The organism is Rhizobium rhizoryzae (assembly GCF_011046895.1).
Lineage (GTDB): Bacteria > Pseudomonadota > Alphaproteobacteria > Rhizobiales > Rhizobiaceae > Neorhizobium > Neorhizobium rhizoryzae.
Map to the genome: position 1 here is coordinate 131,290 of NZ_CP049249.1, position 21,728 is coordinate 153,017.

A 21,728-nucleotide genomic window follows, 5' to 3' on the forward strand; every position below is an offset into this window, starting at 1 on the left:
TTTATGCTTCCTGTACGATCGGGTTGCGCAGGATGCCGAGGCGCTCGATCTCAACCTCGACGACGTCGCCCGGCTTCATCCAGAGCGGCGGATTACGCTTTGCACCGACGCCACCAGGGGTGCCGGAAGCGATAACGTCACCGGCTTCAAGACGCGTGAAGCTGGAGCAATATTCGATCTGCCGGGCGATATCGAAGATCATCTGGCTGAAGGTCGCGTCCTGCACCACCTGACCGTTCAATCGGGTCTGAATGCGAAGGTCATCAAGTGGTCCGAGTTCGTCCGGCGTCATCATCCACGGGCCGAAAGCACCAGTCTCGGGGAAGTTCTTGCCAGGCGTGAACTGATGCGTATGGCGCTGATAGTCGCGCACGCTGCCGTCGTTGTAGCAGGCAAAACCCGCAATGTGTCCAAGCGCGTCTTCACGGGTGATATACCGGCCTGGCTTGCCGATGATGACGGCGAGTTCGCCTTCATAATCCAGTTCCGTCGAAACCTTCGGACGCAGGATCGGCTTCAGGTGACCCGTCTGGCTGTTGGCGAACCGGCCGAATATGGTTGGATTGTCCACTTCGGCGCGACCGGTTTCCTTCCGGTGCATTTCGTAGTTCAGGCCGACGCAGAGGATCTTGTCGGGGTTGGGGATGACCGGCAGCCATTCAAGTTGCGACAATTCGAACGAGGGTGCCTTTGCCGCCGCTTCCGAAACACCGGCCAGGCCCGCCGTGATTGCCGCTTTCAGATCCGCATAGCGGTCTGCCAAGATGGCGCCCGCATCACGAAACGTTTCGCCTTCAACAACGCCCCAGGTGGTGCGACCGGCAATCTTCACGGTAGAAAGTCTCATAGGGATAACTCCTTGGAAATGGAACGTAGGACATCGGGCTTTCAGGCGAGCCGCGTGGCAAGGTCCCGTATCTGTTGGCGAAGGCCGTCAAGGTCGGCGGCGGCTGCAAAGACGTAATGATCGGGTCGGACAATCGCGCCGACAGCGCCGTGGCGATCAAACCAGTTGGCAAGTACGCCGTCCTTTTCGCACAGCATTGTACCGTCTGCCGATGCATCGACGACCGGAGCGATTGCGACGACGTCGAGGCCATCGAGTTCTTTGGCCAGAGATTCTCCCTCAGTCTGCGCGACGCGCCGACCATCAAGGACAAGACGCCAGGTTGGACCCGTGATCTGGTCGAGCAGCCTGATTTCGCCATCGCTGATGATCGCCGGTTGCGGGAAGAGCAGGCCGCGTGCCGGCGTGCCTTCTTTCGCGATCAGTCCTTCTTCGATCGGGGGAACGATCTCCTGGCGCGTGATGACAAGCGGCTGGCCGCCGCCTTCTGCGAGGATGCGGGCATCGCGCGCTTCCGCGGCCTGAGGATCCCGTTCGCAGATGGCTTGTCCAATCGTCTTGATCCGGCCGGTCAGCGTCTGCACATGGCGCTTGCGCTCCTGTGTGTAGGTGGCAAACAGGGTTTCGCCCGATTGACCCTTCAGAACACGATCCAGACGCCAGATAAGATTGGAGACATCACGCAAACCCTGGCACATGCCCTGGCCGATGAAGGGCGGCTGCTGATGCGCGGCATCGCCGGCAATCATGATGCGCCCCTTCTTCCAGTCGTCTGCCACCAACGCATGGAAGCGATAGGCGGCGGCGCGCCAAAGTTCACCATCAGCTTCGTCAAGCCATGGAGACAGCAGGCGCCAGACATTATCCGGCTGCGTCATCTGCTGGGGGTCTTCCCCTGGAAGCAGCATGATTTCCCACCGACGGTGGTTCTGCGGCCCTATGATGAAGCTGGCAGGCCGGGCAGGATCGCAAAACTGCGCCGATGTCTGGGGTAGCTTGGCCAGTCCCGCCTCATTGGCGAGCACATCGATCACGAGCCATGGCTCATCGAACACCAGATCTTCCAGTTTTATGCCAGCGAGATCGCGTACGCGGCTGGAGGCCCCGTCGCATCCGATTACATAACGTGCGGTAACCGTGTGCACCTTGCCAGAGGCGTCCTTCAGCTTTGCCACGACCTCGTTTTCGCAATTGTCGAGGTCGATCATCTCGACGCCCAGCGAAACGGTGACGCAATCGAAACCAGCGGCATGCTTGCGCAGAACCGCCTCGACGGGTGGCTGCGTGAAAACCATGCTTGGTGTATAGCCGAGCGGGTAGGGCTCCGGCACCATGTCGATCCGACGGATGAGCTGGCCTTTGGCGCCGAAATGCTGGGACGCTGTGAACGGTTCGATGTAGGGCATCACCTCTTCAGCAATGCCCATATTGTCAAAGTGGCGCAGGATCTCGTGGTCAATGGCAATGGCGCGCGGCTTGTCGTAGATGTCTGTCAGTCGGTCGACGACAAGCGTGGAGTGACCGCGCGCACCCAACATGCCGGCAGCGACGGCACCTGCGGGACCAAATCCGACAATCAGGACGTCGTAATGATCTGAAAATGAAATCTCGTTCGTCACGGATGAGCCTCTGATAAGCTGAAGACGGGCGGCGTTATGCGCCGGAAAAACCGATGGAAACCTGGGCCTTCTTGCAGGCATCGCTTTTGGGTGGCGCAATGCCCCAATGGTCTGTGCGGCCAGGAGGCCAGACCCACTCGTCAGGCCCTTTCACCCGATAGGTTTCGTCGACCTGCAGGACCTCTGCCGTGTATTCGATGACGACGCCAAGGGGATCGACGAAATAGGCAAAGACATTGTCGCCGGGGCCATGCCGCCCCACGCCCCAGCCGATCGGCACACCCTTGTCGACGACGAGGCCGGAGCCACGCATAACCGATTCCAGATCGGGCATCAGGAAGGCGATGTGGTTGAGACCGTTCACGGGGGCTTCTGCCAGCACCACCGCGTGGTGGTCGCTGTTGCAGCACAGGAAGGCCATCATCTTGGATCGGTCGGTCAGCCGAAAGCCGAGAACATCGCGGTAGAACGCAGACAGGGCTTCGATGTCCGATGTATTGATGTTCACATGCGCCAGCCGCTCCACGCGGTTCGCCACCGTATTCGCGGGCTTGCGATGATCGTCGTGAACGAATTCGAGCACTGAACCTTGCGGTTCCCGGATGACGAAACGCTGCCCACCAGACGGTGCATCGGCCGTTCCGGGTTCGCGCAGGACTGTGCAGCCAAACGCCACTGCCTTCGCAAAAAGGTCCGCAAGATCTTCGGCGGAGCGGACGCGGAAGGTGATCTTGCGCAGTTCCGATTGCTTGCTCTGTTTGAGCTCGAGGACGTGGAAATCGTCACCTGTGGCAGCAAGAAACACCTTGTCGCCCACTTCGGCCACAGTCTGCAGCCCCCAGACCCGCGTGTAGAAATCGACGGAGGTGGCAAGATCGGGCGTCCCGAGCTCGACGCTTCGAAGCCCGATCACAGGGAAATTGTTCATCGTCATAAAGTCTCCTCGTCCATCCCGAGAAAGGCGAGCGCATTGCGGAACGTCAGGCGTTCGCTCAGGGTCGGATCGGCAGAAATCTGCTCGATGCGCCTGACTGGTTCTTTCTCGCGGAAATTGAATGGGTAATCGGTGCCGATCATCACCCGGTCTTCGCCAAAGACGGATACGATGTGCGAGAGCATATCCGCGTCGAATACAAGGGAATCGACATAGAGCTTGCGCGCCTGCTCGACGGGCGGTTCCGACAGGCTGTCTTTCAGTGCCGGAAATGTCTGGTACCCCTGCTGCAAACGGGGAAGCAGGGATGCAAGTGTCCCGCCGCCATGGCTGAAGGCGATGCGCAGGCTCGGAAACTTCTGCAGCAAACCTCCGGTGATGACGGAAGCCGCAGCAAGTCCCACATCCGTCGGGTAAGCGAGAACCTGCTGCAGGGGAGCGGGGCCAACCAGACGATCCATCCCGGCGGGCCTTACGGCGTGTACGAATACCGCGGCTCCAAGACGCTCTGCCTCCGCAAAGAACGGATGAAAGCGGGGATCTCCGATCGGTACGCCATTTATGTTGCTGCCAATTTCGACGCCACGGAAGCCGAGCTCGGAAACCACGCGATGCAGTTCAGCAATGGCAAGATCGATATCCTGCAGCGGTAGTCCGCCCAACCCGACGAACCGGCCCGCCCCCTCACTGACCATACCTGCAATCACATCATTGACATGCCGGATGAGGATCGCTGCCGCTGCCGCGTCAATCCAGTAGCCGAACAGTTCCGGCATGGGAGAGAGCGCCTGTACCGCGATGCCTGCGCGATCCATTTCTTCGATCCGACGCTCTGCAAGCCAGCAGGCATCACTCACGGTTCGATAGGGCTTGTCATTAATGACGACTGTCGCGTGGCAGTTCTCAACGGGTGTCATGGACGGCCAGCCGGGAAGCGTTTCGTCTCCAGGCGCTCCCGGAAAGCTGGACGGTACGACATGGCAGTGAACGTCAATGCCGCGGCAGGTGCACCCGCTTCTGAAGCGACTTGCTTGTATCTGGCTCATTCCCTGCTCCTCCGCTGCCAGTGTGGTAATATACAAAATTTAGTCCGTAAAGCAAAAATTTATATATTTTACTTTGATCGCTCGATTGTATATAAAATCACACAAATTGCGGTGGGGTGGCATGAATATCGAAATGCAGTCGAAAGCGGGCGAGAGCCCCGCAACGCTGACCAGCAGCATCTACGAGCGCTTGAAGGCTGATATCCTATCCGCAACGCTGGAGCCCGGCCGCAAGCTTCAGTTGCGGTTTCTCATGGAAACCTATGATGCGGGCCAGACGCCCCTGCGGGAGGCGCTCAACCGTTTGACGACAGAGGATCTGGTCATAGGCAAAGAGCAGCGAGGCTTCTTCGTAAAGCCCATCAGCCTTGAAGAGCTTGGAGAACTCACAAAAACACGCTGCTGGGTCGAGGGCCTTGCTTTGCGCGAATCCATTGCGAACGCGACTGCGGCCTGGGAAGAGGCACTTTTGGTCGCTCATCACCGGCTGGAGCGCGCGCCGCGTTCGCTCAATTCAGAACGTTTCGAGAGCAACCCTGAATGGGAGCGGCTTCACAGGGCCTTCCACGACCGATTGATCGACGGCTGCGGTTCACGCCCGCTGATCGGTTTCTGCGAGCAGCTTGCGGATCGGTTGAACCGCTACCGTGCATTGTCCATTCGAAAGGCGTATCGGGTGCGCAAGGTCAGTCAGGAGCACAGCGAGATCCTGCAGGTCGTGCTGGACAAGAACAGCGATGAGGCCGTGCGGCTTCTGCAGCGGCACTATGAGCAGACGGCAGACATTATTCGCGCAGATCTCGAAACGGGCGAAGCTGGCAGCATGATGCCACCAGCTTCGCCTTGATGAGGATTTCGATCTATTTCGTCCGGTTCTGACGGATGAATTCTAGGATGTCCGGGCCGAGGCTTTCGTCCGCAGTTCCGAAGTGTTCGATGATCGAGATATGATTGTGGCCAAGTGCTGTCTTGTAGACGGGCAGACGGCTGTCGCGATTGAACAGCGCATCCACCAGTTTCTTGTTCTGGCGCTGGATGGACGGCATGTCGTTCTCGGCAACTGCGAGGAACACGGGCAGCTTGCGATCAGCAATACGCCGTATGATCGACATTTGCGGATACTGGCTTGCGTCCTCACCGTAATAGACCTTGTCCTGTGCCGCGAGATCCTCTGCATCGGCGGTCGGAATCGAGATCAGGATGAGGCCTCGCACACCGTCGTCCTGGCTTGAGGCGGAGGTGACGAAGCCGAACGTCGCGGCATGGGTTGCACCCGCCGAATTCCCGGAAACGAAAATCGACCTGGTATCGCCCGGATGGGCTGACGAATTGGTTCGCAGCCAGGCAACGGCCTTGCCGACATCTTCCCCACCTGCCGGAAAACGCGCCTGGGGCGCGAAGCCGTAGTTGATCAGTGCTGTCACAATCCCGTGCTGGGCAAAGTAATAGCCGAAGTGCGACACGTCCTTTTTATCGCCACGCACAAAGCCGCCGCCATGGGCGAAGACAAGGACAGGCGGCTTTGCTCCTTCAGGAAGGGTGGACGGGATGTAGAGGTCGAGCTTCTGGCGCTCACCGTTACCATAGGCGAGATCCTTCTCGACCTTCACTCCTTCCTTCGACGCTGCCTCGTGCAGGGGTCGATATAGTGTTGTGACGCCCTTCACGACGTCTGGCCCGAGTTTGTCGCCGAAGGCACGCACACCTTCGCCGATCTCCGGCGGATTGGCAGACATTTGCGCCTGCGCGGGCAAGGCTTGCACCAGACATGCCGCAAGCGCAGCCAGAAAACGGATCGACTGCATGACTTCCTCCCTCTCTCCTCTTTCGACCGGGTTTTTATCCCGGCCATCCTCCGCGGTGTTGACGGGTTTAGTCCGTCAAGCCCTTTGGCGCGGCGCGGAAACCGGCGCGCTCTATGCCGACAATCGCGCAAACCTCATCATTGTCGCCGATATCGCCTGATATGCCGACGGCTCCGATCACTTCACCCGCCTGATCGACAACCAGGACACCGCCCGGAGAGGGCACCATGCGCCCACCGCTCACCGAGGCGAGGATGGTGATGAAGGTGGGGTTCTTGGCGGCGCGTTCGGTCAACTCTCGGGTTCCGAACCCCATGCCCAGAGAGCCCCAGGCCTTGCCAAAGGCGATGTCGAAACGGACGATACCGGCACCGTCTTCGCGTTTGTAGGCAATGAGATGCCCGCCTGCGTCGAGGACTGCGACGGCGAGCGGCGCAAGAGAGCGGGCGCGTGCTTCGGTCAGAGCTGCATCGATGATAGTCGTTGCGTCAGCGAGTTTGAACATGGGACACTTTCAATAAGTTAGGTTGGATTAGCGGGAAGAGGCCTGCCAGCGCAGCAACCGGCGTTCGGCCATCGATAGAAGGCGGCTGCCTATCAGGCCGATGGCGCCCAGAATGACGATACCGGCGAAAAGATCGGCCGAGCGGAAGCTTCGACTGGCGAGCAGAATACTTTGGCCCAATCCTTCCCGGCTCGCCAGCATCTCTCCGACGACGGCGAGAATAAGGGAGATGGTGAGCCCGAGCCGAAGGCTGGCGAGAACCATGGGCATGGCGCTGGGCAGAGCGAGCTTCCAGATGACCTGAAGGCGGTTGAGCCCGAGGACTGCGCTTACCTCATAAAGACGAGGCTCCATAGCGGCAAAGCCATGGATCGTTGCGAGAAGCATCGGCCATAGAGCGCCAAAGGCGATCACCACGAGAACCATCTGGTCCGAGAAGCCAAGAAACGCGATGGCAATCGGGATCATGGCCGAGGCTGGCAACGGGCGCAGCAATTCGAGGGTCGGTGCGATATATGTTCGAGCGCGTCGCGATACGCCGATGAGCGCGCCTAGCAGAATGCCGACAAGAGAAGCGAGCAGCCAGCCCAGTAGCATGCGCTCTACTGTCTCAACCGTCTGTCCCAGAAGAGGGCCGCCAGCCAGCCCATTCATGAGCGCGGTGAATGTGCGCTCCGGTCCGGGCAGAAAGATCGGCGAAACGATCTTCGCGTCGGTGACAAGTTTCCAGATCAGGAGGAATGCTGCGAGGCCCGACAAACCAAGTCCGAATTTTCTGAATGAGAATCCCGTCATTGGCGTTCTCCCTTCGCATAGGCTGGAAAGAAGATGCGTTGTACTGCATTGAGACCCATGCTGATCACCCATCCAATCGTGCCGATCCAGACGAGGTAGGCAAACATCTCCGCCGGACGAAGGGCCTGCTGTGCCATCATGATTCCATAGCCGAGGCCGAACGGATTGGCGGTGATCTCTACCGTGACCGCCACGACGAGCGCGTAGCCCGCCGCGAGTTTCAACGACATGAAGAGCTGCGGCAGGATCGCGGGAAGCACGACCTTGCGCAGCCTTGCCGAAAAGCCGAGCTGGAGTACAGCCGACACCTCCATCAGTCTCGGCTCAACTTCTTTAACGGCAGCACGCGCAAGGACGACGGAAGGCCAGAGAAGTCCGAGCGAGATGATGACGACTTCCATGCTGGCGCCAAAGCCCAGAAGCATCATCACGACAGGAATGAGCGCAACGACCGGGACCGGACGCAGCAATTCGATGGTCAGGTCGAGCAGATCGTCTGCGAGACGAAAAAGGCCCAGCACGATGCCGATCAGCGATCCCAACCCGACCCCGATGATACAGCCGAAGAAAGCGGCTGTCAGAGTATCGAAGGTTGCGCGCAAGAGGGAACCATCCGCAATTACGCTGAACAGGGCGAGCACGATCGCGGCCGGACTGGCGAGACTATCGCTTTCCAGTCTTGTTGCCGTCGCAGTGATTTGCGCGACGGCGATCACGCCCAGTGGCAGAAGGGCTGCCCGCCAACTTTTCCCGAAAGCGGCAGTCATTGGTGGTCGTCCTTGATCAGGTCGTAGAGTTCACGCCGCAAACGCAGGAATTCCGGATCCTCGCGGGTCAGCAACTGATCGCGCGGGCGGGCAAGGCGCACATCGACAATGCGCCCTATACGCCCTGGGTTTGGCTGGAGGCATACGATCCGGTCACCGAGATAGATGGCTTCCTCCAGATCATGCGTGACGAAAACCATCGTTGCGCCGGTGGTTGCGACAAGCCCCAGAACCTCGTCCTGCAACGCTTGTCGCGTCATGGCATCCAGCGCACCGAATGGCTCGTCCATGAGAAGAACCTTCGGTTCCTGCGCAAGGCATCGGGCGATCTGCAGGCGCTGCTGCATGCCACCGGACATTTCAGAGGGATATTTGTCGGCGTGCCGTCCAAGACCTATCTTCTGTAGAAGATCCTGAATGATGGCCGGCCGCTCCTTGGCAGGGCAGCCTCGCGCTTCGAGCGCAAGGGATACGTTGCCCGCTGCCGTCCGCCAAGGCAGAAGCGCTTTGCCGTAATCCTGAAAAACGATGGCGATGGAGCGATCCGGTCCGCCGAGGACCGCCCCATCGAGCTCCACACTGCCGGATGTCGGGCGAGCAAGGCCCGCCAGCATGCGAAGAAGTGTGGTTTTGCCGCACCCTGACGGGCCAATGACGGAAATCGTTTCGCCCGGAGCGATGTCCACGCTGATCCCGCCGATGATCTGCAAGGCACCATAGGAGAGCGTCACATCGCTAATCCTGATGCGTGGCTCAAGCGTGCTCATCTCGGAATCGGGCACGGTCTTCTTGGAAGCAGTGGACTGGCTTTGCATCGCAATCATGTCAGGCTCCTTTCACCAGCGCAGCATGGGGTCCGGCGGCTGTGCCTTTCTGAAAGCCATAGGCATTCATCTTTGCAAAATACGGCATGCTGGGATGGGCTTCGAAGCGGACACGGCAATCCAGAACCGCTGGAAGACCGCAGGCGATCGCACGCTGCAGCGCCGGTTCTATTTCTTCCACCGAGCTGACAACCTCGCCATGGCAGCCAAAACCACGAGCGATCTCGGCATAATCCGTTCCATCCAGGTCGGTCCCGAAGGAAAAGTCGAAGCTCCTTCGCTGACCCATCTTGATGACACCCCAGGACGCATTGTTATGGATGATGTTGATGATCGGCAAGCCGGCACGACGGGCGGTATCGAGCTCCGAGAGCGTGAAACCGAAGGCACCGTCGCCGCAGATGTTGAAGACGGGTCGATCGGGATGCAGCAATTTGAGCGCAACCGCATAAGGCGTCCCAAATCCCAGCTGGCACATGCCCGGTTCGTGGAACCGCGTTCTTTCAGCAAGCGCTGGCGTCAGATCATTGCTCCAGAAGGATGTATGTCCACCATCATAGACGATCAGCGCATCATCTGGCAGCAGGCTGCCAAGGGCGAAACCAAGCCGCGCTGGATGCATAACCGCGCCATCATCCGTCTTCAAATGTTCAAGCTTCTGCCTGTAGCCGCCATAGACGGAGCGCATCCGGTGAAGCCAGTCCGAACAATCTGCGAGGTTGCGCGCGCGCAAGGCCGCCGTTAGGTCATCGAGTGCGCTTGCGGCATCGGCCCAAATGCCGACTGCGTGTGGCGTATTTGCGCCGAGGCTCATCGGGTCGATGTTAATGTTGATGAGATGCGCGTCGCCCTTGGTCAGGGCGCCCCCTTCGTTCCAAAGCCAGGATGAGAAACGGCACCCGACAGCAAGAACAACATCCGCCTCCCGGAATGCGGCGGGAATAGCATCGCCGCCGATGATTCCGCCATGGCCGATGAAGTAGGGCGAGGTCGATGGAACGGTGCCGATCCCCATCTGCGTTGCAAGAGCAGGGGCCTTCATCAGTTCCATAAGATTCCGGAAGCGCTCGCCCGCCCCTGCCGATACGACACCGCCGCCAGCCACGAGCAGTGGTCGCCTTGCATTTGCCAGAAGCTCCGCTGCCTGACTGATCTGGGTCGCCGATGGGCGAGGTCCCTCAATAGCTCGGTACTGCTGTGGTGGGACTGCGAGCGCATCTTCGTCAAAATCGAAACGGCCGCTGAGAATTTCCTGCGGTATATCCAGGTGAACGGGTCCCCTTCGACCTGTCAACGCATGGCGAAACGCGTCTCGCACCAGATCCGGCAGCCGGCGCCCATCATGCACCACCGCGCTCCATTTGGTCAGCGGCTTCAAAAGCGCGTGCGTATCCAGATCCATGAACATGCCACGGTTCGGATAGGACGCGGCCAGATGATTGTTGGACGTGATCAGTAGAAGGGGAAGATTATTGTTGAATGCCGTGCCAAGCCCGCCGACCAGATTGGCCGAACCCGGTCCCATCTCGCCAAGTGCGACACAGATTCTCCCGCTGGCCGCCGCAATGGCCGCCCCCATCAGAGGCCCCGAGGCTTCGTGACGCACGCCGAGATATCGGATGGATGGCTCGCGCGAGATGGCATGCAGCAGGGGGTTCAGCTTTCCTCCCGCAATACCGAAGACGAACGGAACGGATTCCGGAACAAGCAAACGGGTCAGCGCTTCCGCGCCGGTCATCTGGGTCATGATGTCACCTGTGAATGGGTAGAAAAGCGGGCGCTTGGATCAGCGCCCGCGCCAAGCCTCATGGGGCAATCAAACCGGCAGTGTCGATCTTGCTCTTCAGCATGCCGCCTTCGCGCATTGCCTTGTCGAGGTAGTCGATGGCTGCGACGGTCGGCACCGGCTTGCATTCCGGAAGTTCGATCTTGCTTAGAACTTCGAGCGGCAGGCGGGTATACTTGGAGACGATCTCCCGCGTCTTGTCCTGATTCTTGCCAATGAAGTCAGCAGCCTGTCCGAAGGATGTGCGGAAGGCAGCGATTGTGGCCGCGTTTGCCTTTGCCCACTCCCGGGTCGTTACGAAGGTCGTGTAGGGAATATCTGCCGGAAGATCCGACATGAAGTGGAAGGCAATCTTGCCATTTGACTGGGCGACGGCGCGTCCGAGGGAAGGTTGTCCCGCAATGATGGCGTCGATGGTTCCACCCTTCAGGACGTCAGCAGTATTCGGAATAGGGACTTCTATGAAGGTAATGCCTTTGTCCGAAACCTTCTTCTGCTTCAGCCACTGGCGAAACAGAATATCGAGCGTTCCACCGATGCTTGGAGTGCCGATCTTCTTGCCAAGCAGATCTTCCGGTTTGTCGATGGCAACACCTTCGCGAACGGCGAGGCCGACGTTCTTGGCCGTGCGAGGCGAGGTCACGCCGCAATTGGCGACGACCACAAGGTCAATTCCGCTTTCTACCGCCTGCAGCATCACAGTCGGCGAGACGGCAACGATCTGATGCGAGCCCGCTACGAGTGCAGCGACGAGCGTCTGGTTTGATCCCGTCGGCAGGAACTCGACTTGAAGGCCGTTCTTCTCGAAGAGACCTTCATCCTTGGCCACGAAGGCGGCCTCGACTTCGGCAATCGGCGGTGTGCCAATTGCAATCTTCGTCTGGGCAAAAGCCGGAACCGCTGCGACGGCCAGTGCACCCGCGATCATGAATGCGCGCTTGAACATTTTTTTCTCCTCCTGTGCGGGCTCCTCAACCCTTGTCGCAACTATTCCAGCCGCATTGACTTTCATCAATAGACAGAACGGCAGTTCAGATATAACTTGAAATGCATATCAGGCGACATCAAGGGATATGGATGAACCTTCGCAAATGGGAGTATTTCCTGAAGGCTGCAGAACTGGGAAATCTTTCCCGCGTCGCAGAGAAGCTGGATATCTCACAGCCAGCACTCAGCCGACAGATTGCGGCACTTGAGCAGGAAGTGGGCGCCTCCCTGTTTCACCGAACTGGCCGTGGTTTGACGCTTACTCCGGCGGGTGAAGTCTTTCGCAGCCGCGCCGAGGGGATCCTGGAAGAGATTGCTCGGGTTCCTGAAGAGGTTGTGCATGCGGCCAACACGCCATCCGGGCGGCTGGCTTTTGGCGCGCCTCCCTTCATGGGCCGCATGCTGACTGGCAAGCTGGTGGCGGATTTTCTTGAGAACTATCCCCATGTGCGTCTTCGGGTACGCGGCGCGCATTCGCTTCAACTGCGTGAAGCCATCTTCTTTCGAGATATCGATGTCGGCATCCTTGCCGCTCCTTTGACTGAACCCGATCTCCTCATCGAACCGCTGCTGGAAGAGCAACTTTACCTCGTTGGACCCGTCGGCTGTGGCTTGCGTTCAGATCGGCCGATCAGCCTTGATGGCGTCGCCGATCGCAAGCTTATCCTGACACCGCGTCCGGATGGACTGCGCACCTTGATCGAGGCGGAGTTCGCCCGTATCGGCCGCAGGGTCAAGGTTGCGGTTGAGACCGAATATGCCCCCATGGATGATCTCATCCGACGCAACGTGGGTTATGCGATCATGCCCTTCTGCGGCATGGTCGATTCTCCGCTGACACAGTTTGAATGGGCGCCGATTGATGGTCTCAAGGTGACATGGGTCATCGCTTTGCTGGGCGCATCCGAGAGGACGCTTGCGGCGCGCTGTCTTGTGGACATGATCAAAACCTTGACATTTGCCAATCTACAGTCCGGGCGTTGGAAGGGTGACTATCTGGGTCATCAACCCGCTTGAAACCCGGCGAGCGCTTCGATCTCGTCAGCTGATTTTCCAAGCATCTGTTATTCCAGAGAAATTTTCTCACTCAGTCCAAGGGGCGCCTGAGGCGATGCGCCAGTCGGTGCTCAAAACACGTCGTCGCGGTAGCCGAGGACCTGTTTGCGACCATATATCATATATAAAGATTATTATTTTTTACTATGAAAGAGATTAAACGATTCCTCAATAAATCGGGATCAACTTCACGTTGGATCCTAAAGTCGTTCGACTGGGGGCTTATTCTTTTGGGGAGGAAGTATATTTGCTTTCGCTTGAAAACCTATCGTTTCGAAAATCGATCTCAACCCTGGTCCTGGTGCCACTGGCGGCGGTTGTCGGCCTGGGCGCGGTCGTCTGTTTCAACACCTATCAACAGTACGATAGTCTGAGCCGCGCGGAATTCATGGCGAAGCTTGCGCATGCGGGCGGCGAAATGATGATGACGATGCCGATGGAAGGCGCAGTGCCGCCAGCGGATCGTCCAAAGATCCGGGCCAAGGCTGACGGTTTGTACAAGGAGATCACTGGGCAACTCGATACGTTGAAGACGCTCGGCTATGACGATCCTCTGACCCAGTCCCTTCGGTCTAAGTTCGAAGCAACGTACGCGAAGATCGGCGAATTTCGCCAACAGGTGGACGCTGGCAATACGGATCCGCTGATGCCGCTGCGATACGTGCAGCCCATCGCGACTGCTGCGCTTGACTTGTCTTCTCGCGCCAGCGCGCTGACGGATGATGTGGCGCTTGCCCGTGATATTCGCGGCTATCAGGCCTGGATGAAGGTGAACGAAGGCTATCTGGTGCTCAACCGCATGGGCCAGGTCTTTGGCCAGAAAGGTAGTCTCGGAAAACCTGAGCAAGCTCGCTTCGATGCCGCCATTGCGCAGGTTCGACTGAATGAGCAGCCCTTCCGCGAACTGGTCTCTCCGGCCCTGGTGAGCCGTTATGATGCCTTTTTCAGTACGCCGGAAGGGAAAGCCATCGTCGACATGATCAAGGCGATGGAGAGCTTGCAGGACTTCGCCGGAAAGCCCGAAGATCTGGCTGCCTTCGTCAAGGCCATGGCTGTCCGACGGGATTATGTCGCCGATCTGCTGCGTGAAAACGGTCAGATTCTCTTGAGTGGAGCCAAGGACCGGTTGGATACAGCGCGCACGTCGATGATTGCGATCATGGTCGGTCTTTCTGTGTTCGTCCTGCTGGTCATTGCCTTGAGTACGGGCATCTCGCGCGCCCTGTCGACGAGCATTCGGCGGATCACGCGTTCGACCACCGGCTTGGCGGAGGGGGACACGACCAGTTCTATCCCGTATACGCACCGCAAGGATGAGATCGGCGAAATGGCGCGTTCGGTTGACATCTTCCGGCAGGCAGCCATCCGGAATCTGCAACTCGAAGCGGATGCAGTGGTCAACCGCCAGCGCGCTGAAGCTGAACGGGCCGAAATGCAGGCGCGCGCCGAAGCCGAAGCGGAGGCCCATCTCAACGAGGCTACCGCTGCCTTTGCCGAGGCAATCCGCCGTCTGGCGTCCGGTGATATGCTCTGCGAAATCCAGTCACCATTGTCGCCGCAATTCGAAACCTTGCGCAGCGATTTCAATCTCTCGGTTGAGCAGTTGCGGACGGCACTCCTGAGTGTCAACGGTTCCGCGTCCATGGTCACGAACGGATCGCGAGAAATCTCGGACGCTTCCGACAATCTCGCCAAGCGTACAGAGCAGCAGGCAGCATCACTGGAGGAAACCGCAGCAGCCCTCGAGGAGATCACGGCCAACGTCATCTCTACATCCAAGCGCGCTGCCGAAGCCCGCAATGTCGTCCGGGATGCGCGTGCGCAAGCCGATCAGTCCGGTACAGTTGTGCGCAATGCCGTATCTGCAATGGAGCGGATCGAGCAGGCCTCGCATCAGATCAACCAGATCATCTCGGTCATCGACGAGATCGCCTTCCAGACCAATCTCCTTGCGCTGAACGCCGGGGTAGAGGCCGCACGTGCTGGCGAAGCGGGCAAGGGGTTTGCCGTTGTCGCGCAGGAAGTTCGGGAACTGGCGCAGCGTTCGGCCAATGCGGCGAAGGAGATCAAGACCCTGATCAGCAATTCGACCGCCGCCGTATCGGAAGGCGTCAAGCTTGTCTCCGATACCGGGGAGGGCCTTGGCGCCATCGAACAGCTGGTTCAGGTGATCAACAGTCATATGGAAGCGATCGCAACCGCCGCGCAAGAGCAGTCTTCCGGTCTGGCGGAAGTCAATACAGCGGTCAATCACATGGATCAGGCCACCCAGCAGAATGCCGCGATGGTGGAGGAGATGAATGCGGCCGGCGCAGGCCTCGCTCAGGAAAGCTTCAAACTCAGTGATCTTCTCTCTCGCTTCCAGCTTGGCCATTCCGTCCAGCAGTTGCAACAGGTTGCCGGGCAGCTGCGGTACGGATCCGAAGGGGCGGGTGGAACTCGCTATCGGACCGGAACCGGTCGCTAAGACCCTCTGAGATATGAAGTTCTTGCATCGTTTTATGCCGGAGCCACTTGTGGTCTCCGGCATAGATTTCGTCCAATGCGGCCCCGGATCATGTCCTGCCAGATGAAACTCGAAAGCACTTCAGTAGTCGATGGAAACTTTCAAAGCTCCCTTCACTCGATGTGTTGAAACTCGAAAAATGGAAACCTGTTTGCGCTTTCGATCGCGGTCTACGACAGGATTGCGACAGCACGGCACCAACCAGCAGATCCGCCCTTGATCTTGACGGGGAGACAGGAGACCGTAAAGCCGGATGGCGGCAATTCCTCCAGCCGTGTCAGCTTTTCCATGTGCATGAAAATGCCTTCCCGCGCCGCTTTGTGGCCTTCCCATATCAGTCCGGCATCCCCGGTTTCAGCGAAGCGCTTCGCGGTTACGGGGAAGGGCGCATCCCACGACCATGCATCCGTTCCCGCAATGTGAATGCCCTTGTCCATCAGCCAGTGCGTCGCAGCCCGTCCGATGCCGCATCCACGACCCAGAAAATCCGGACGTCCATAGGCTGCGCCCGCCGCTGTGTTGATCAGAACGATATCGAAGGGCTGCAGGTCATGGCCGCTTGCCTTGACGGCAGCCTCGATATCCTGTGCGGTCGCCACATAGCCATCGGGCAGATCACGCAGATCAAGCTTGACGCCGGGGCGAATACACCAGTCGAGTGGTACTTCATCGATGGTCCAGGCTTTCTCGCCGTTGTTCATGGTCGATGCGAAATGCCAGGGTGCGTCGAGATGCGTCCCTGCATGAGCGGTCAGATTGAGTTGCTCGACCGCCCAACCCTCGCCACCGGGTACATCGGCAATATTGAGGCCTGGAAAGAAGCGAAGAACTTCGGCGCTGCCTTGTGCGTGACCGGTATAGTCGATCCGGGGGCCGAGGCCCGGCGGATCCGCCGGAACATCATTTTCAATGGCTACAGACAGGTCAAGTATCTTCATTGATCAAACTCCTGAAAATGCGGCCTGCGCCAGCGTGTCTACGTTGGCATCGGCGCGAAAGCCGCGTGAGAATGCCTGGCTCGCATCAAGATGAGGCATACTGCCGAAAATCCGCTGGAGAGCATCATTCCTGCCGTAGGAAACGAGTGGCCGGCGGCCAGCGACGCGCATTGCGGCCTCGACAACCTCTGCGACAGTCGCCCTGAGGGCAGGCGGCTGGATGATGCATCCCTCGGTGGCCGCCAGTCCTGCGGCGTGCAGAAGAGTACCGACTGCCGCGTCTCTCGACATCCACCAGCAGGTGCTCTCTGCTGGCACCGGGCATTCGAAAGGCTCGTTGGCCCGGATCCTGTGGAAAAGCTGGCTCATGAAGGCAGAGCCATGCCCGCTCTCCGACTGCGGTCGGGCTACAATCCCGGGAAAACGGATGCTTATGGTGGACAGTGCGCCGCGTCTCGTCATGTCCGACAGCATGATCTCTGTCATCAGCTTGTGTGCGCCGTAGGTCAGCTGCGGATGACATGGGGTATCGGGATTGACGGTGCGGGACGCAAGATCTCCATAGACCGCGATGGAAGACGCAAACACAAATCGGGTGCCAGCGTTCCCCGCCGCCAGCCTGTCTGCCAAAGACAGGGGCGCCATCAGATTGACGCGATGGCCGAGTGCCTGATCCTGCTCGGCCCGGCTTCCGGGAATGCTTGCGAGATGAAAAACCAGATCGAAGCCGGATTGAGTGAGTTCATCCAGAAACGATGGATCTCCGAGATCTCCAGGCTTGAAATCCATGAAATCTGGACAGGTTTCGGATCGCCCGAGGTCAGTCAGCGTGATCTTGTCCGCACGATTGTTTCTCGCCGCCAGCGCGTTGACCAGTCCGCGCCCCAGAAAGCCGTCGGCGCCTGTCACGAGAATACGCATCAGCCTTTTGCCACGGTCTGGTCAATTATGCCGAAGGGTGCCGAGCCATCCGGCATGCGAGCTTCCATGCGTATCCGGTCACCCCAGGTCAGGAAGGGCGTTCGTGACGCACCTTCATCAAGGAGCTCTATCACCCTGATTTCCGAAATACAGGAGGAACCCGCTTCGCGATCCGCGTTCGAAACCGTGCCGGAACCCAGAATGGTACCGGCAGACAGCCGCCGTGTGCGTGCGCAGTGCGCAATCAGTTGGCCGAATGAAAAGTGCATCTCGCTTCCGATTGCTCGTCCGACGTTCCGCTCGTTTATTTCGACATCCAGTCTGAGGTGAATTCGTCCATCGGACCAATAGTCCCCCAGTTCGTCCGGCGTGATCGCCACTGGCGCGAAGGCTGTGGATGGTTTTGCCTGAAGGAAGCCAAAGCCAGCACGCATTTCCCGCGGACCAAGCGCTCTGAGCGACCAGTCGTTGATCTGTACAAGGAGCCGCACGTGTTGAAGCGCCGCATCTGCCTGTGTTCCCATGGGTACATCCGACAGAATGACGCCGAACTCCCCTTCCATGTCGATGCCCAGCCCGTCATCCGGGAAATGCATGGGTCCGAGCGGACCGCGCAGATCGTCGCTGGCGCCTTGGTAGATCAGGGGAATTTTTTCAAAATCGGGATTGTGAGGATTGTCGAAGGCCTTGTCCATCAACCGCCCATGGTTCAGGAAGGCTGACGCATCGAGCCATTGCGGCGCACGCGGCAAGGGTGCAAGGCAACGCCCGGCGTCGAATGGCGTTGCGAACGGTTCCTGTCCCGCGTTCAGGCGATCGGACAAAGCCTGTAGCGCTGGGTGCACAGCATCCCACGTTTCAATCGCATCAATCATGGTACCGGCGATGGCCGTCGCCGGAACGGCCCGATTGAGATCACGCGAAACGACCCAAAGTTGACCGTCGCGTGTTCCGTCATGGTATGTCGCAAGCTTCATGTCGAACGAGATCCTGCTGTAGCGGCTGAAGGTTTGAAGGATTTCAAGTCGGGCATACCGGCTTCATCGAATTGCCAGTTTCGCGGCCAGCTCCGGGTCGTATGAACCAGCGACAAGGACGAAGAGCATGCGGCAAGGCTTGCCCGAACGGTTGGCCCAGGCATGATTGGTGCCTCGCTGGACAACGACTGAACCCGGCTTCAGCAGCACTTCACCCTCATCGAGAACAAGGGTCATTTCACCCTCGATAACGATGCCGTAGTCGATCGATTCCGTCCGGTGCATCAGGGGATGCGGTGAATCGCCCTTGACGGTGGACGCTGCCTTGTCGCCAATCTGGTCGAAAGCGTCTTCCATCCGGGAGGCCCCGTTTCTCAGAAACTCTTCCGTATCCGGAGGAATATCGACAAAGCGAATCCGGGTTCCACCAGGCGGTGGTGGCAGTGACAGCGGTCCAAGGCTTGGATCCGGACCATTGTCGACCGGGGCAGGCGCCCCTGACGTGGCCCAGACTTCATGAAACAGCGTGCCGGGGATGGCTGCAATCTCGACTACGGTCGGCAGGGAGCCCTGTTCCCAGATGACCGAGCGGCCGTCCGGTGCATGTCCGGTGACGATCCTGGTGATCGAAGGGAATGCACTCATGCCGTCTTTACCTTCAATGCTGCGCCTGCTGACCGGGCAAGCGTGAAGCAGGTGATGGAACTTGCCGCCACGAGCACCGCAGCAACACCCAGGGCACCGAAGCCAAGGTTTTCACCCAGAACACCTCCGACGATCGGACCGAGTGCGGCACCAATCATCAGCATCGCAGGCGTTGCCGCCGCCGCGCGTCCCGTCGGGTCCAACTGAGACAGAAGGCCGAAGACGAAGGTATGCGTGAAAATCTGCACGGCAACGAAAACGGCTGCGGCTGGTGCCCAGATCTGGAATGCTGTCGCCGAGGTGACGAGGATAGCCAGTACAGCCTGTACCGCGGGACCGATCTGCGTCACCAACGGTGCCGACACACGGTTCTGCAGGAATGTCGCCAGCGGTGCGGGGAACAGGAAGTTCACGAACCCAAGCGCAATCAGTACGCCAAGGACATGTGCCGCCTCAAAGCCACGAGATTTGCCGATGACTTCCACGAAGGAAAACACCATGGCCTGATTGAACGTCATGATACTGATACCGAGGATCGTCAGCCAGATGACGCGATTGAACGGCTTCTTCTCGTGCTCGGTAATGCTCGTGGGGTTCCGGAAGAACAGCGCCGCTACCACTGCCGCGACCGCCATGATGCCACTGAAGACCTGAAACAGCACCGGTCCGCCGCGTAGGATGAGCAGTTGCGGCACTGCTGCGAGAAGGATGATTGCAAACAGGCCAAGTGCCATGCCGGCAATGGCAAACAAGCGGTGAGGATTAACACTCTGTCCCATGACGCCGTGCACCATGGACAGTGCGGTCCCAACGGAAACGCCTGCTGCAAGGTGCGCAATTGCCAGCGTGGAGAATGAGGTTTGGGTGGACGCATAGAGGAAGATGGCTGCCGTTACAGCAAATCCGCCCACCGTCAACACCTTCTGGTTCAGACCGTTGAAGCGCGCTGCCGTGAACATGCTGGCAGCAACGGCACCCAGCAGGAAGAGTGTCGCGAGGGTACCTGACTGCTGCGGGCTGAAACCGAAGCGCTCGACAAGCGCTCCGACCCAAACCGGCAGCGCAACGAGATCAAGCATCCCTGCGCAGTGGCCAATGACGAGTGCCGTGGCTCCAGCAACGCCGAATTTTTGTCCTGACATTATGACTCCTCCAGTCAATGATGATCCGCCGGGGGGCTTGGGCGCGCGGTCTCCTCAGCCGCGGCACCGGCGTAAAATTTGTCTCAAATTGCTTCTGCGAGTGTTTTCATCGACACTTGCATGATGGATGCATGCTCTTCACGGCTGCCGCCCTTCACCTCGATGTCCGCGAGGCGGCCGGAATTTTCGACTACCATGCGACACCGTTCCCAACGGCGGGCTTCGAAGGCTTCCAGGGCAGACAATGCATTGTTGTGGCGCCCCAATTCTTGCGCCAGCACCATCGCGTCCTCGATGCCGATACAGGCGCCGGCTGCGAGGTGCGGAGTGGTCGCGTGAACGGCGTCACCGATCAGCACGACGCGACCTTTCGACCATGGACGCGGCAGCAGCATCTGCTCCAGTGGCCGATAAATGATGTGATTTTCCGAAGAAAGTTCTGCTGCAATGTTACGAATGAGGGGCGATGGGAACCGCTCCAGAAGCGCGCGCAGCGTTTCCACGAAGGTCTCCGGTGCCACGAAATCGTTTGTTTCCCGGTCTTCCGTCAGGAACAGATAGACTTGCTCCCTGTTGACCCCGTTAAGGCCGACCTTGAGTTTCGGGCCCATCCACATGGTTACCGTATCGATCTCAGGCGGCTTCGGCAGAACGGCGCGCCATACGGATTGACCGATGAAGCGCGGCTTCGGGGCATTTTCAAAGAGTCTCGCGCGGACTGCCGAGTACAGACCGTCTGCTCCGATTACCAGATCGTAGCGACCCACAGACCCATCGTTGAAAGTGACCTGAACGCCATCGTCATCCTGGTTGAACTCGGTGAAGGTTACCCCGAGCCTGACATTGACCGATGATGAACGGACCGCTGCGGAAAGGATACCGGCAAGCGCAGGACGCATGATGCCGCCACTGCCTGGAATATCCGCACCGGCCACGCGAGGGGTCGGAATGCGCATGATAACGCTATCATCGGCTCCCCGAATGGCGAGGCCATCGCTGGCATAGCCTTCCTCCAGGAAGCGTTCGATCAGGCCAAGATCCTTAAGGACACGCAGGGTGGAGCCGTGAAGGCTGATGCCTGCGCCGTAGGAACGCCATCCAGCGTCAATCTCGGCCAGATCGACCTCAAAGCCGTGACGGGACAGCTGCAGCGCGGCTGTCATTCCGGCGAAACCGCCGCCGATGACCAGTATCTTCTTGATTCCGGAATTCATGTTTCTCCTCCTTCGCGTGGCGGGATGACGAAAACGTCACCGGCCTGGTCCACCGCGATTTCAATGCGTGTCAGCCTCTGTCCCAGACATGGGCCCAGAATGCATTCTCCCGTGTCCATCTCGAACAATGCGTTGTGGGAATGGCAGGTGAGATGGGTGCGCTCGCCATTCAGGTATGCGTCGATTTTCCAGGCCATCGGTGTCCCGGTGGAATAATGCGGGCAAGCGTCGAGCCAGGCATGCAGGGTTCCGTTTCGTCTCACGACGATGATCTTGCGTCTGAAGCCCGTCAAAGGACCAAAGCCCTTTGCCTCCCCCTCCTGCACCTCTGCTGAATTGCAAAGATGCAGGCCTTCGGGCGTGTCCTGTGATTGGATCGTGGCAATCGGCATGGAAATACCCGCGTTGTCCTCT

At 58.9% G+C, this 21,728-nt stretch carries 21 protein-coding genes; 3 read left to right on the plus strand and 18 right to left on the minus strand.

The genetic code is table 11. The annotated features are described in order from the left end of the window. Position 1: 1 nt before the first annotated feature. The 4 genes from G6N80_RS01480 to G6N80_RS01495 form a co-directional block, all read right to left on the minus strand. Positions 2–847, minus strand: a complete 846-nt coding sequence (locus G6N80_RS01480) for a fumarylacetoacetate hydrolase family protein (RefSeq protein ID WP_165130772.1) — start codon at positions 845–847, stop codon at positions 2–4. Positions 848–888: 41 nt separating this feature from the next. Beyond that, positions 889–2,385 (minus strand): bifunctional 3-(3-hydroxy-phenyl)propionate/3-hydroxycinnamic acid hydroxylase, encoded by a 1,497-nt coding sequence (locus tag G6N80_RS01485; RefSeq protein ID WP_246251396.1) that lies wholly within the window; start codon positions 2,383–2,385, stop codon positions 889–891. Positions 2,386–2,500: 115 nt separating this feature from the next. Beyond that, complete coding sequence (locus G6N80_RS01490; RefSeq protein WP_165130776.1) at positions 2,501–3,394, minus strand: VOC family protein; 894 nt, start codon at positions 3,392–3,394, stop codon at positions 2,501–2,503. A 2-nt stretch (positions 3,395–3,396) separates the two neighbouring features. Next, positions 3,397–4,446, minus strand: a complete 1,050-nt coding sequence (locus tag G6N80_RS01495; RefSeq protein WP_165130778.1) for an amidohydrolase family protein — start codon at positions 4,444–4,446, stop codon at positions 3,397–3,399. A 121-nt stretch (positions 4,447–4,567) separates the two neighbouring features. Here G6N80_RS01495 and G6N80_RS01500 point away from each other — a divergent pair, with 121 nt between their 5' ends. Then, positions 4,568–5,293: a GntR family transcriptional regulator gene (locus G6N80_RS01500; protein ID WP_062556850.1), complete on the plus strand. Its 726-nt coding sequence runs from the start codon at positions 4,568–4,570 to the stop codon at positions 5,291–5,293. A gap of 13 nt (positions 5,294–5,306) precedes the next feature. On the opposite strand, the gene G6N80_RS01505 is transcribed toward G6N80_RS01500, so the two are convergent. The 7 genes from G6N80_RS01505 to G6N80_RS01535 all read right to left on the minus strand — a co-directional run bounded on the left by G6N80_RS01505 (position 5,307) and on the right by G6N80_RS01535 (position 11,874). Continuing rightward, positions 5,307–6,251, minus strand: coding sequence for an alpha/beta hydrolase (locus G6N80_RS01505; protein ID WP_165130780.1), 945 nt, complete (start codon positions 6,249–6,251; stop codon positions 5,307–5,309). A gap of 67 nt (positions 6,252–6,318) precedes the next feature. Beyond that, a complete protein-coding gene (locus G6N80_RS01510) occupies positions 6,319–6,756 on the minus strand; it encodes a GlcG/HbpS family heme-binding protein (RefSeq protein WP_165130782.1) in 438 nt (145 codons plus the stop codon). Positions 6,757–6,783: 27 nt separating this feature from the next. Next, on the minus strand, positions 6,784–7,551 hold the full coding sequence (locus G6N80_RS01515) for an ABC transporter permease (RefSeq protein WP_062556847.1): 768 nt from the start codon (positions 7,549–7,551) through the stop codon (positions 6,784–6,786). After that, complete coding sequence (locus G6N80_RS01520; protein ID WP_165130784.1) at positions 7,548–8,318, minus strand: ABC transporter permease; 771 nt, start codon at positions 8,316–8,318, stop codon at positions 7,548–7,550. The genes G6N80_RS01515 and G6N80_RS01520 overlap by 4 nt, the downstream gene beginning before the upstream one ends. Continuing rightward, a complete protein-coding gene (locus G6N80_RS01525) occupies positions 8,315–9,085 on the minus strand; it encodes an ABC transporter ATP-binding protein (RefSeq protein WP_082547358.1) in 771 nt (256 codons plus the stop codon). Before G6N80_RS01525 ends, G6N80_RS01520 begins: the two co-directional genes overlap by 4 nt. A gap of 58 nt (positions 9,086–9,143) precedes the next feature. After that, positions 9,144–10,889 carry a thiamine pyrophosphate-binding protein gene (locus G6N80_RS01530; RefSeq protein ID WP_165130786.1) on the minus strand — a complete coding sequence of 582 codons (1,746 nt, stop codon included), beginning with the start codon at positions 10,887–10,889 and terminating at the stop codon, positions 9,144–9,146. 58 nt (positions 10,890–10,947) lie between these two features. Then, complete coding sequence (locus G6N80_RS01535; RefSeq protein WP_165130788.1) at positions 10,948–11,874, minus strand: ABC transporter substrate-binding protein; 927 nt, start codon at positions 11,872–11,874, stop codon at positions 10,948–10,950. A gap of 131 nt (positions 11,875–12,005) precedes the next feature. On the opposite strand from G6N80_RS01535, the gene G6N80_RS01540 reads away from it, so the two are divergent. Together G6N80_RS01540 and G6N80_RS01545 are read left to right on the plus strand one after the other, a co-directional pair. Further along, positions 12,006–12,932: a LysR family transcriptional regulator gene (locus G6N80_RS01540; RefSeq protein ID WP_165130790.1), complete on the plus strand. Its 927-nt coding sequence runs from the start codon at positions 12,006–12,008 to the stop codon at positions 12,930–12,932. A 286-nt stretch (positions 12,933–13,218) separates the two neighbouring features. After that, the gene (locus G6N80_RS01545; RefSeq protein ID WP_246251381.1) at positions 13,219–15,438 is read left to right on the plus strand and encodes a methyl-accepting chemotaxis protein; all 2,220 of its coding nucleotides are present in this window, start codon (positions 13,219–13,221) and stop codon (positions 15,436–15,438) included. A 209-nt stretch (positions 15,439–15,647) separates the two neighbouring features. Here the strand turns inward: G6N80_RS01545 and G6N80_RS01550 are convergent, their stop codons facing one another. The 7 genes from G6N80_RS01550 to G6N80_RS01580 all read right to left on the minus strand — a co-directional run bounded on the left by G6N80_RS01550 (position 15,648) and on the right by G6N80_RS01580 (position 21,706). Further along, on the minus strand, positions 15,648–16,415 hold the full coding sequence (locus G6N80_RS01550; RefSeq protein WP_062556841.1) for a cyclase family protein: 768 nt from the start codon (positions 16,413–16,415) through the stop codon (positions 15,648–15,650). Between the two features lie 3 nt (positions 16,416–16,418). Then, positions 16,419–17,336 carry an NAD-dependent epimerase/dehydratase family protein gene (locus tag G6N80_RS01555; protein WP_165130792.1) on the minus strand — a complete coding sequence of 306 codons (918 nt, stop codon included), beginning with the start codon at positions 17,334–17,336 and terminating at the stop codon, positions 16,419–16,421. Continuing rightward, positions 17,336–18,313, minus strand: coding sequence for a fumarylacetoacetate hydrolase family protein (locus tag G6N80_RS01560; protein ID WP_165130794.1), 978 nt, complete (start codon positions 18,311–18,313; stop codon positions 17,336–17,338). Before G6N80_RS01560 ends, G6N80_RS01555 begins: the two co-directional genes overlap by 1 nt. A gap of 63 nt (positions 18,314–18,376) precedes the next feature. Further along, entirely contained in the window at positions 18,377–18,958 is a 582-nt protein-coding gene (locus G6N80_RS01565) for a cupin domain-containing protein (RefSeq protein ID WP_165130796.1), read from the minus strand. Further along, complete coding sequence (locus G6N80_RS01570; protein ID WP_062556837.1) at positions 18,955–20,100, minus strand: MFS transporter; 1,146 nt, start codon at positions 20,098–20,100, stop codon at positions 18,955–18,957. The genes G6N80_RS01565 and G6N80_RS01570 overlap by 4 nt, the downstream gene beginning before the upstream one ends. A gap of 83 nt (positions 20,101–20,183) precedes the next feature. After that, positions 20,184–21,314, minus strand: coding sequence for an FAD-dependent oxidoreductase (locus tag G6N80_RS01575; RefSeq protein WP_165130798.1), 1,131 nt, complete (start codon positions 21,312–21,314; stop codon positions 20,184–20,186). Next, positions 21,311–21,706, minus strand: a complete 396-nt coding sequence (locus G6N80_RS01580) for a Rieske (2Fe-2S) protein (protein ID WP_165130800.1) — start codon at positions 21,704–21,706, stop codon at positions 21,311–21,313. Before G6N80_RS01580 ends, G6N80_RS01575 begins: the two co-directional genes overlap by 4 nt. Positions 21,707–21,728: the final 22 nt, after the last annotated feature.

What these genes read in the sequence shown, in the direction of transcription:
- G6N80_RS01480 (WP_165130772.1), bottom strand. Translation starts at nt 847, where the DNA reads ATGAGACTTTCTACCGTGAAGATTGCCGGTCGCACCACCTGGGGCGTT.
- G6N80_RS01485 (WP_246251396.1), bottom strand. Translation starts at nt 2,385, where the DNA reads ATGTTGGGTGCGCGCGGTCACTCCACGCTTGTCGTCGACCGACTGACA.
- G6N80_RS01490 (WP_165130776.1), bottom strand. Translation starts at nt 3,394, where the DNA reads ATGAACAATTTCCCTGTGATCGGGCTTCGAAGCGTCGAGCTCGGGACG.
- G6N80_RS01495 (WP_165130778.1), bottom strand. Translation starts at nt 4,446, where the DNA reads ATGAGCCAGATACAAGCAAGTCGCTTCAGAAGCGGGTGCACCTGCCGC.
- G6N80_RS01500 (WP_062556850.1), top strand. Translation starts at nt 4,568, where the DNA reads ATGAATATCGAAATGCAGTCGAAAGCGGGCGAGAGCCCCGCAACGCTG.
- G6N80_RS01505 (WP_165130780.1), bottom strand. Translation starts at nt 6,251, where the DNA reads ATGCAGTCGATCCGTTTTCTGGCTGCGCTTGCGGCATGTCTGGTGCAA.
- G6N80_RS01510 (WP_165130782.1), bottom strand. Translation starts at nt 6,756, where the DNA reads ATGTTCAAACTCGCTGACGCAACGACTATCATCGATGCAGCTCTGACC.
- G6N80_RS01515 (WP_062556847.1), bottom strand. Translation starts at nt 7,551, where the DNA reads ATGACGGGATTCTCATTCAGAAAATTCGGACTTGGTTTGTCGGGCCTC.
- G6N80_RS01520 (WP_165130784.1), bottom strand. Translation starts at nt 8,318, where the DNA reads ATGACTGCCGCTTTCGGGAAAAGTTGGCGGGCAGCCCTTCTGCCACTG.
- G6N80_RS01525 (WP_082547358.1), bottom strand. Translation starts at nt 9,085, where the DNA reads ATGAGCACGCTTGAGCCACGCATCAGGATTAGCGATGTGACGCTCTCC.
- G6N80_RS01530 (WP_165130786.1), bottom strand. Translation starts at nt 10,889, where the DNA reads ATGACCCAGATGACCGGCGCGGAAGCGCTGACCCGTTTGCTTGTTCCG.
- G6N80_RS01535 (WP_165130788.1), bottom strand. Translation starts at nt 11,874, where the DNA reads ATGTTCAAGCGCGCATTCATGATCGCGGGTGCACTGGCCGTCGCAGCG.
- G6N80_RS01540 (WP_165130790.1), top strand. Translation starts at nt 12,006, where the DNA reads ATGAACCTTCGCAAATGGGAGTATTTCCTGAAGGCTGCAGAACTGGGA.
- G6N80_RS01550 (WP_062556841.1), bottom strand. Translation starts at nt 16,415, where the DNA reads ATGAAGATACTTGACCTGTCTGTAGCCATTGAAAATGATGTTCCGGCG.
- G6N80_RS01555 (WP_165130792.1), bottom strand. Translation starts at nt 17,336, where the DNA reads ATGCGTATTCTCGTGACAGGCGCCGACGGCTTTCTGGGGCGCGGACTG.
- G6N80_RS01560 (WP_165130794.1), bottom strand. Translation starts at nt 18,313, where the DNA reads ATGAAGCTTGCGACATACCATGACGGAACACGCGACGGTCAACTTTGG.
- G6N80_RS01565 (WP_165130796.1), bottom strand. Translation starts at nt 18,958, where the DNA reads ATGAGTGCATTCCCTTCGATCACCAGGATCGTCACCGGACATGCACCG.
- G6N80_RS01570 (WP_062556837.1), bottom strand. Translation starts at nt 20,100, where the DNA reads ATGTCAGGACAAAAATTCGGCGTTGCTGGAGCCACGGCACTCGTCATT.
- G6N80_RS01575 (WP_165130798.1), bottom strand. Translation starts at nt 21,314, where the DNA reads ATGAATTCCGGAATCAAGAAGATACTGGTCATCGGCGGCGGTTTCGCC.
- G6N80_RS01580 (WP_165130800.1), bottom strand. Translation starts at nt 21,706, where the DNA reads ATGCCGATTGCCACGATCCAATCACAGGACACGCCCGAAGGCCTGCAT.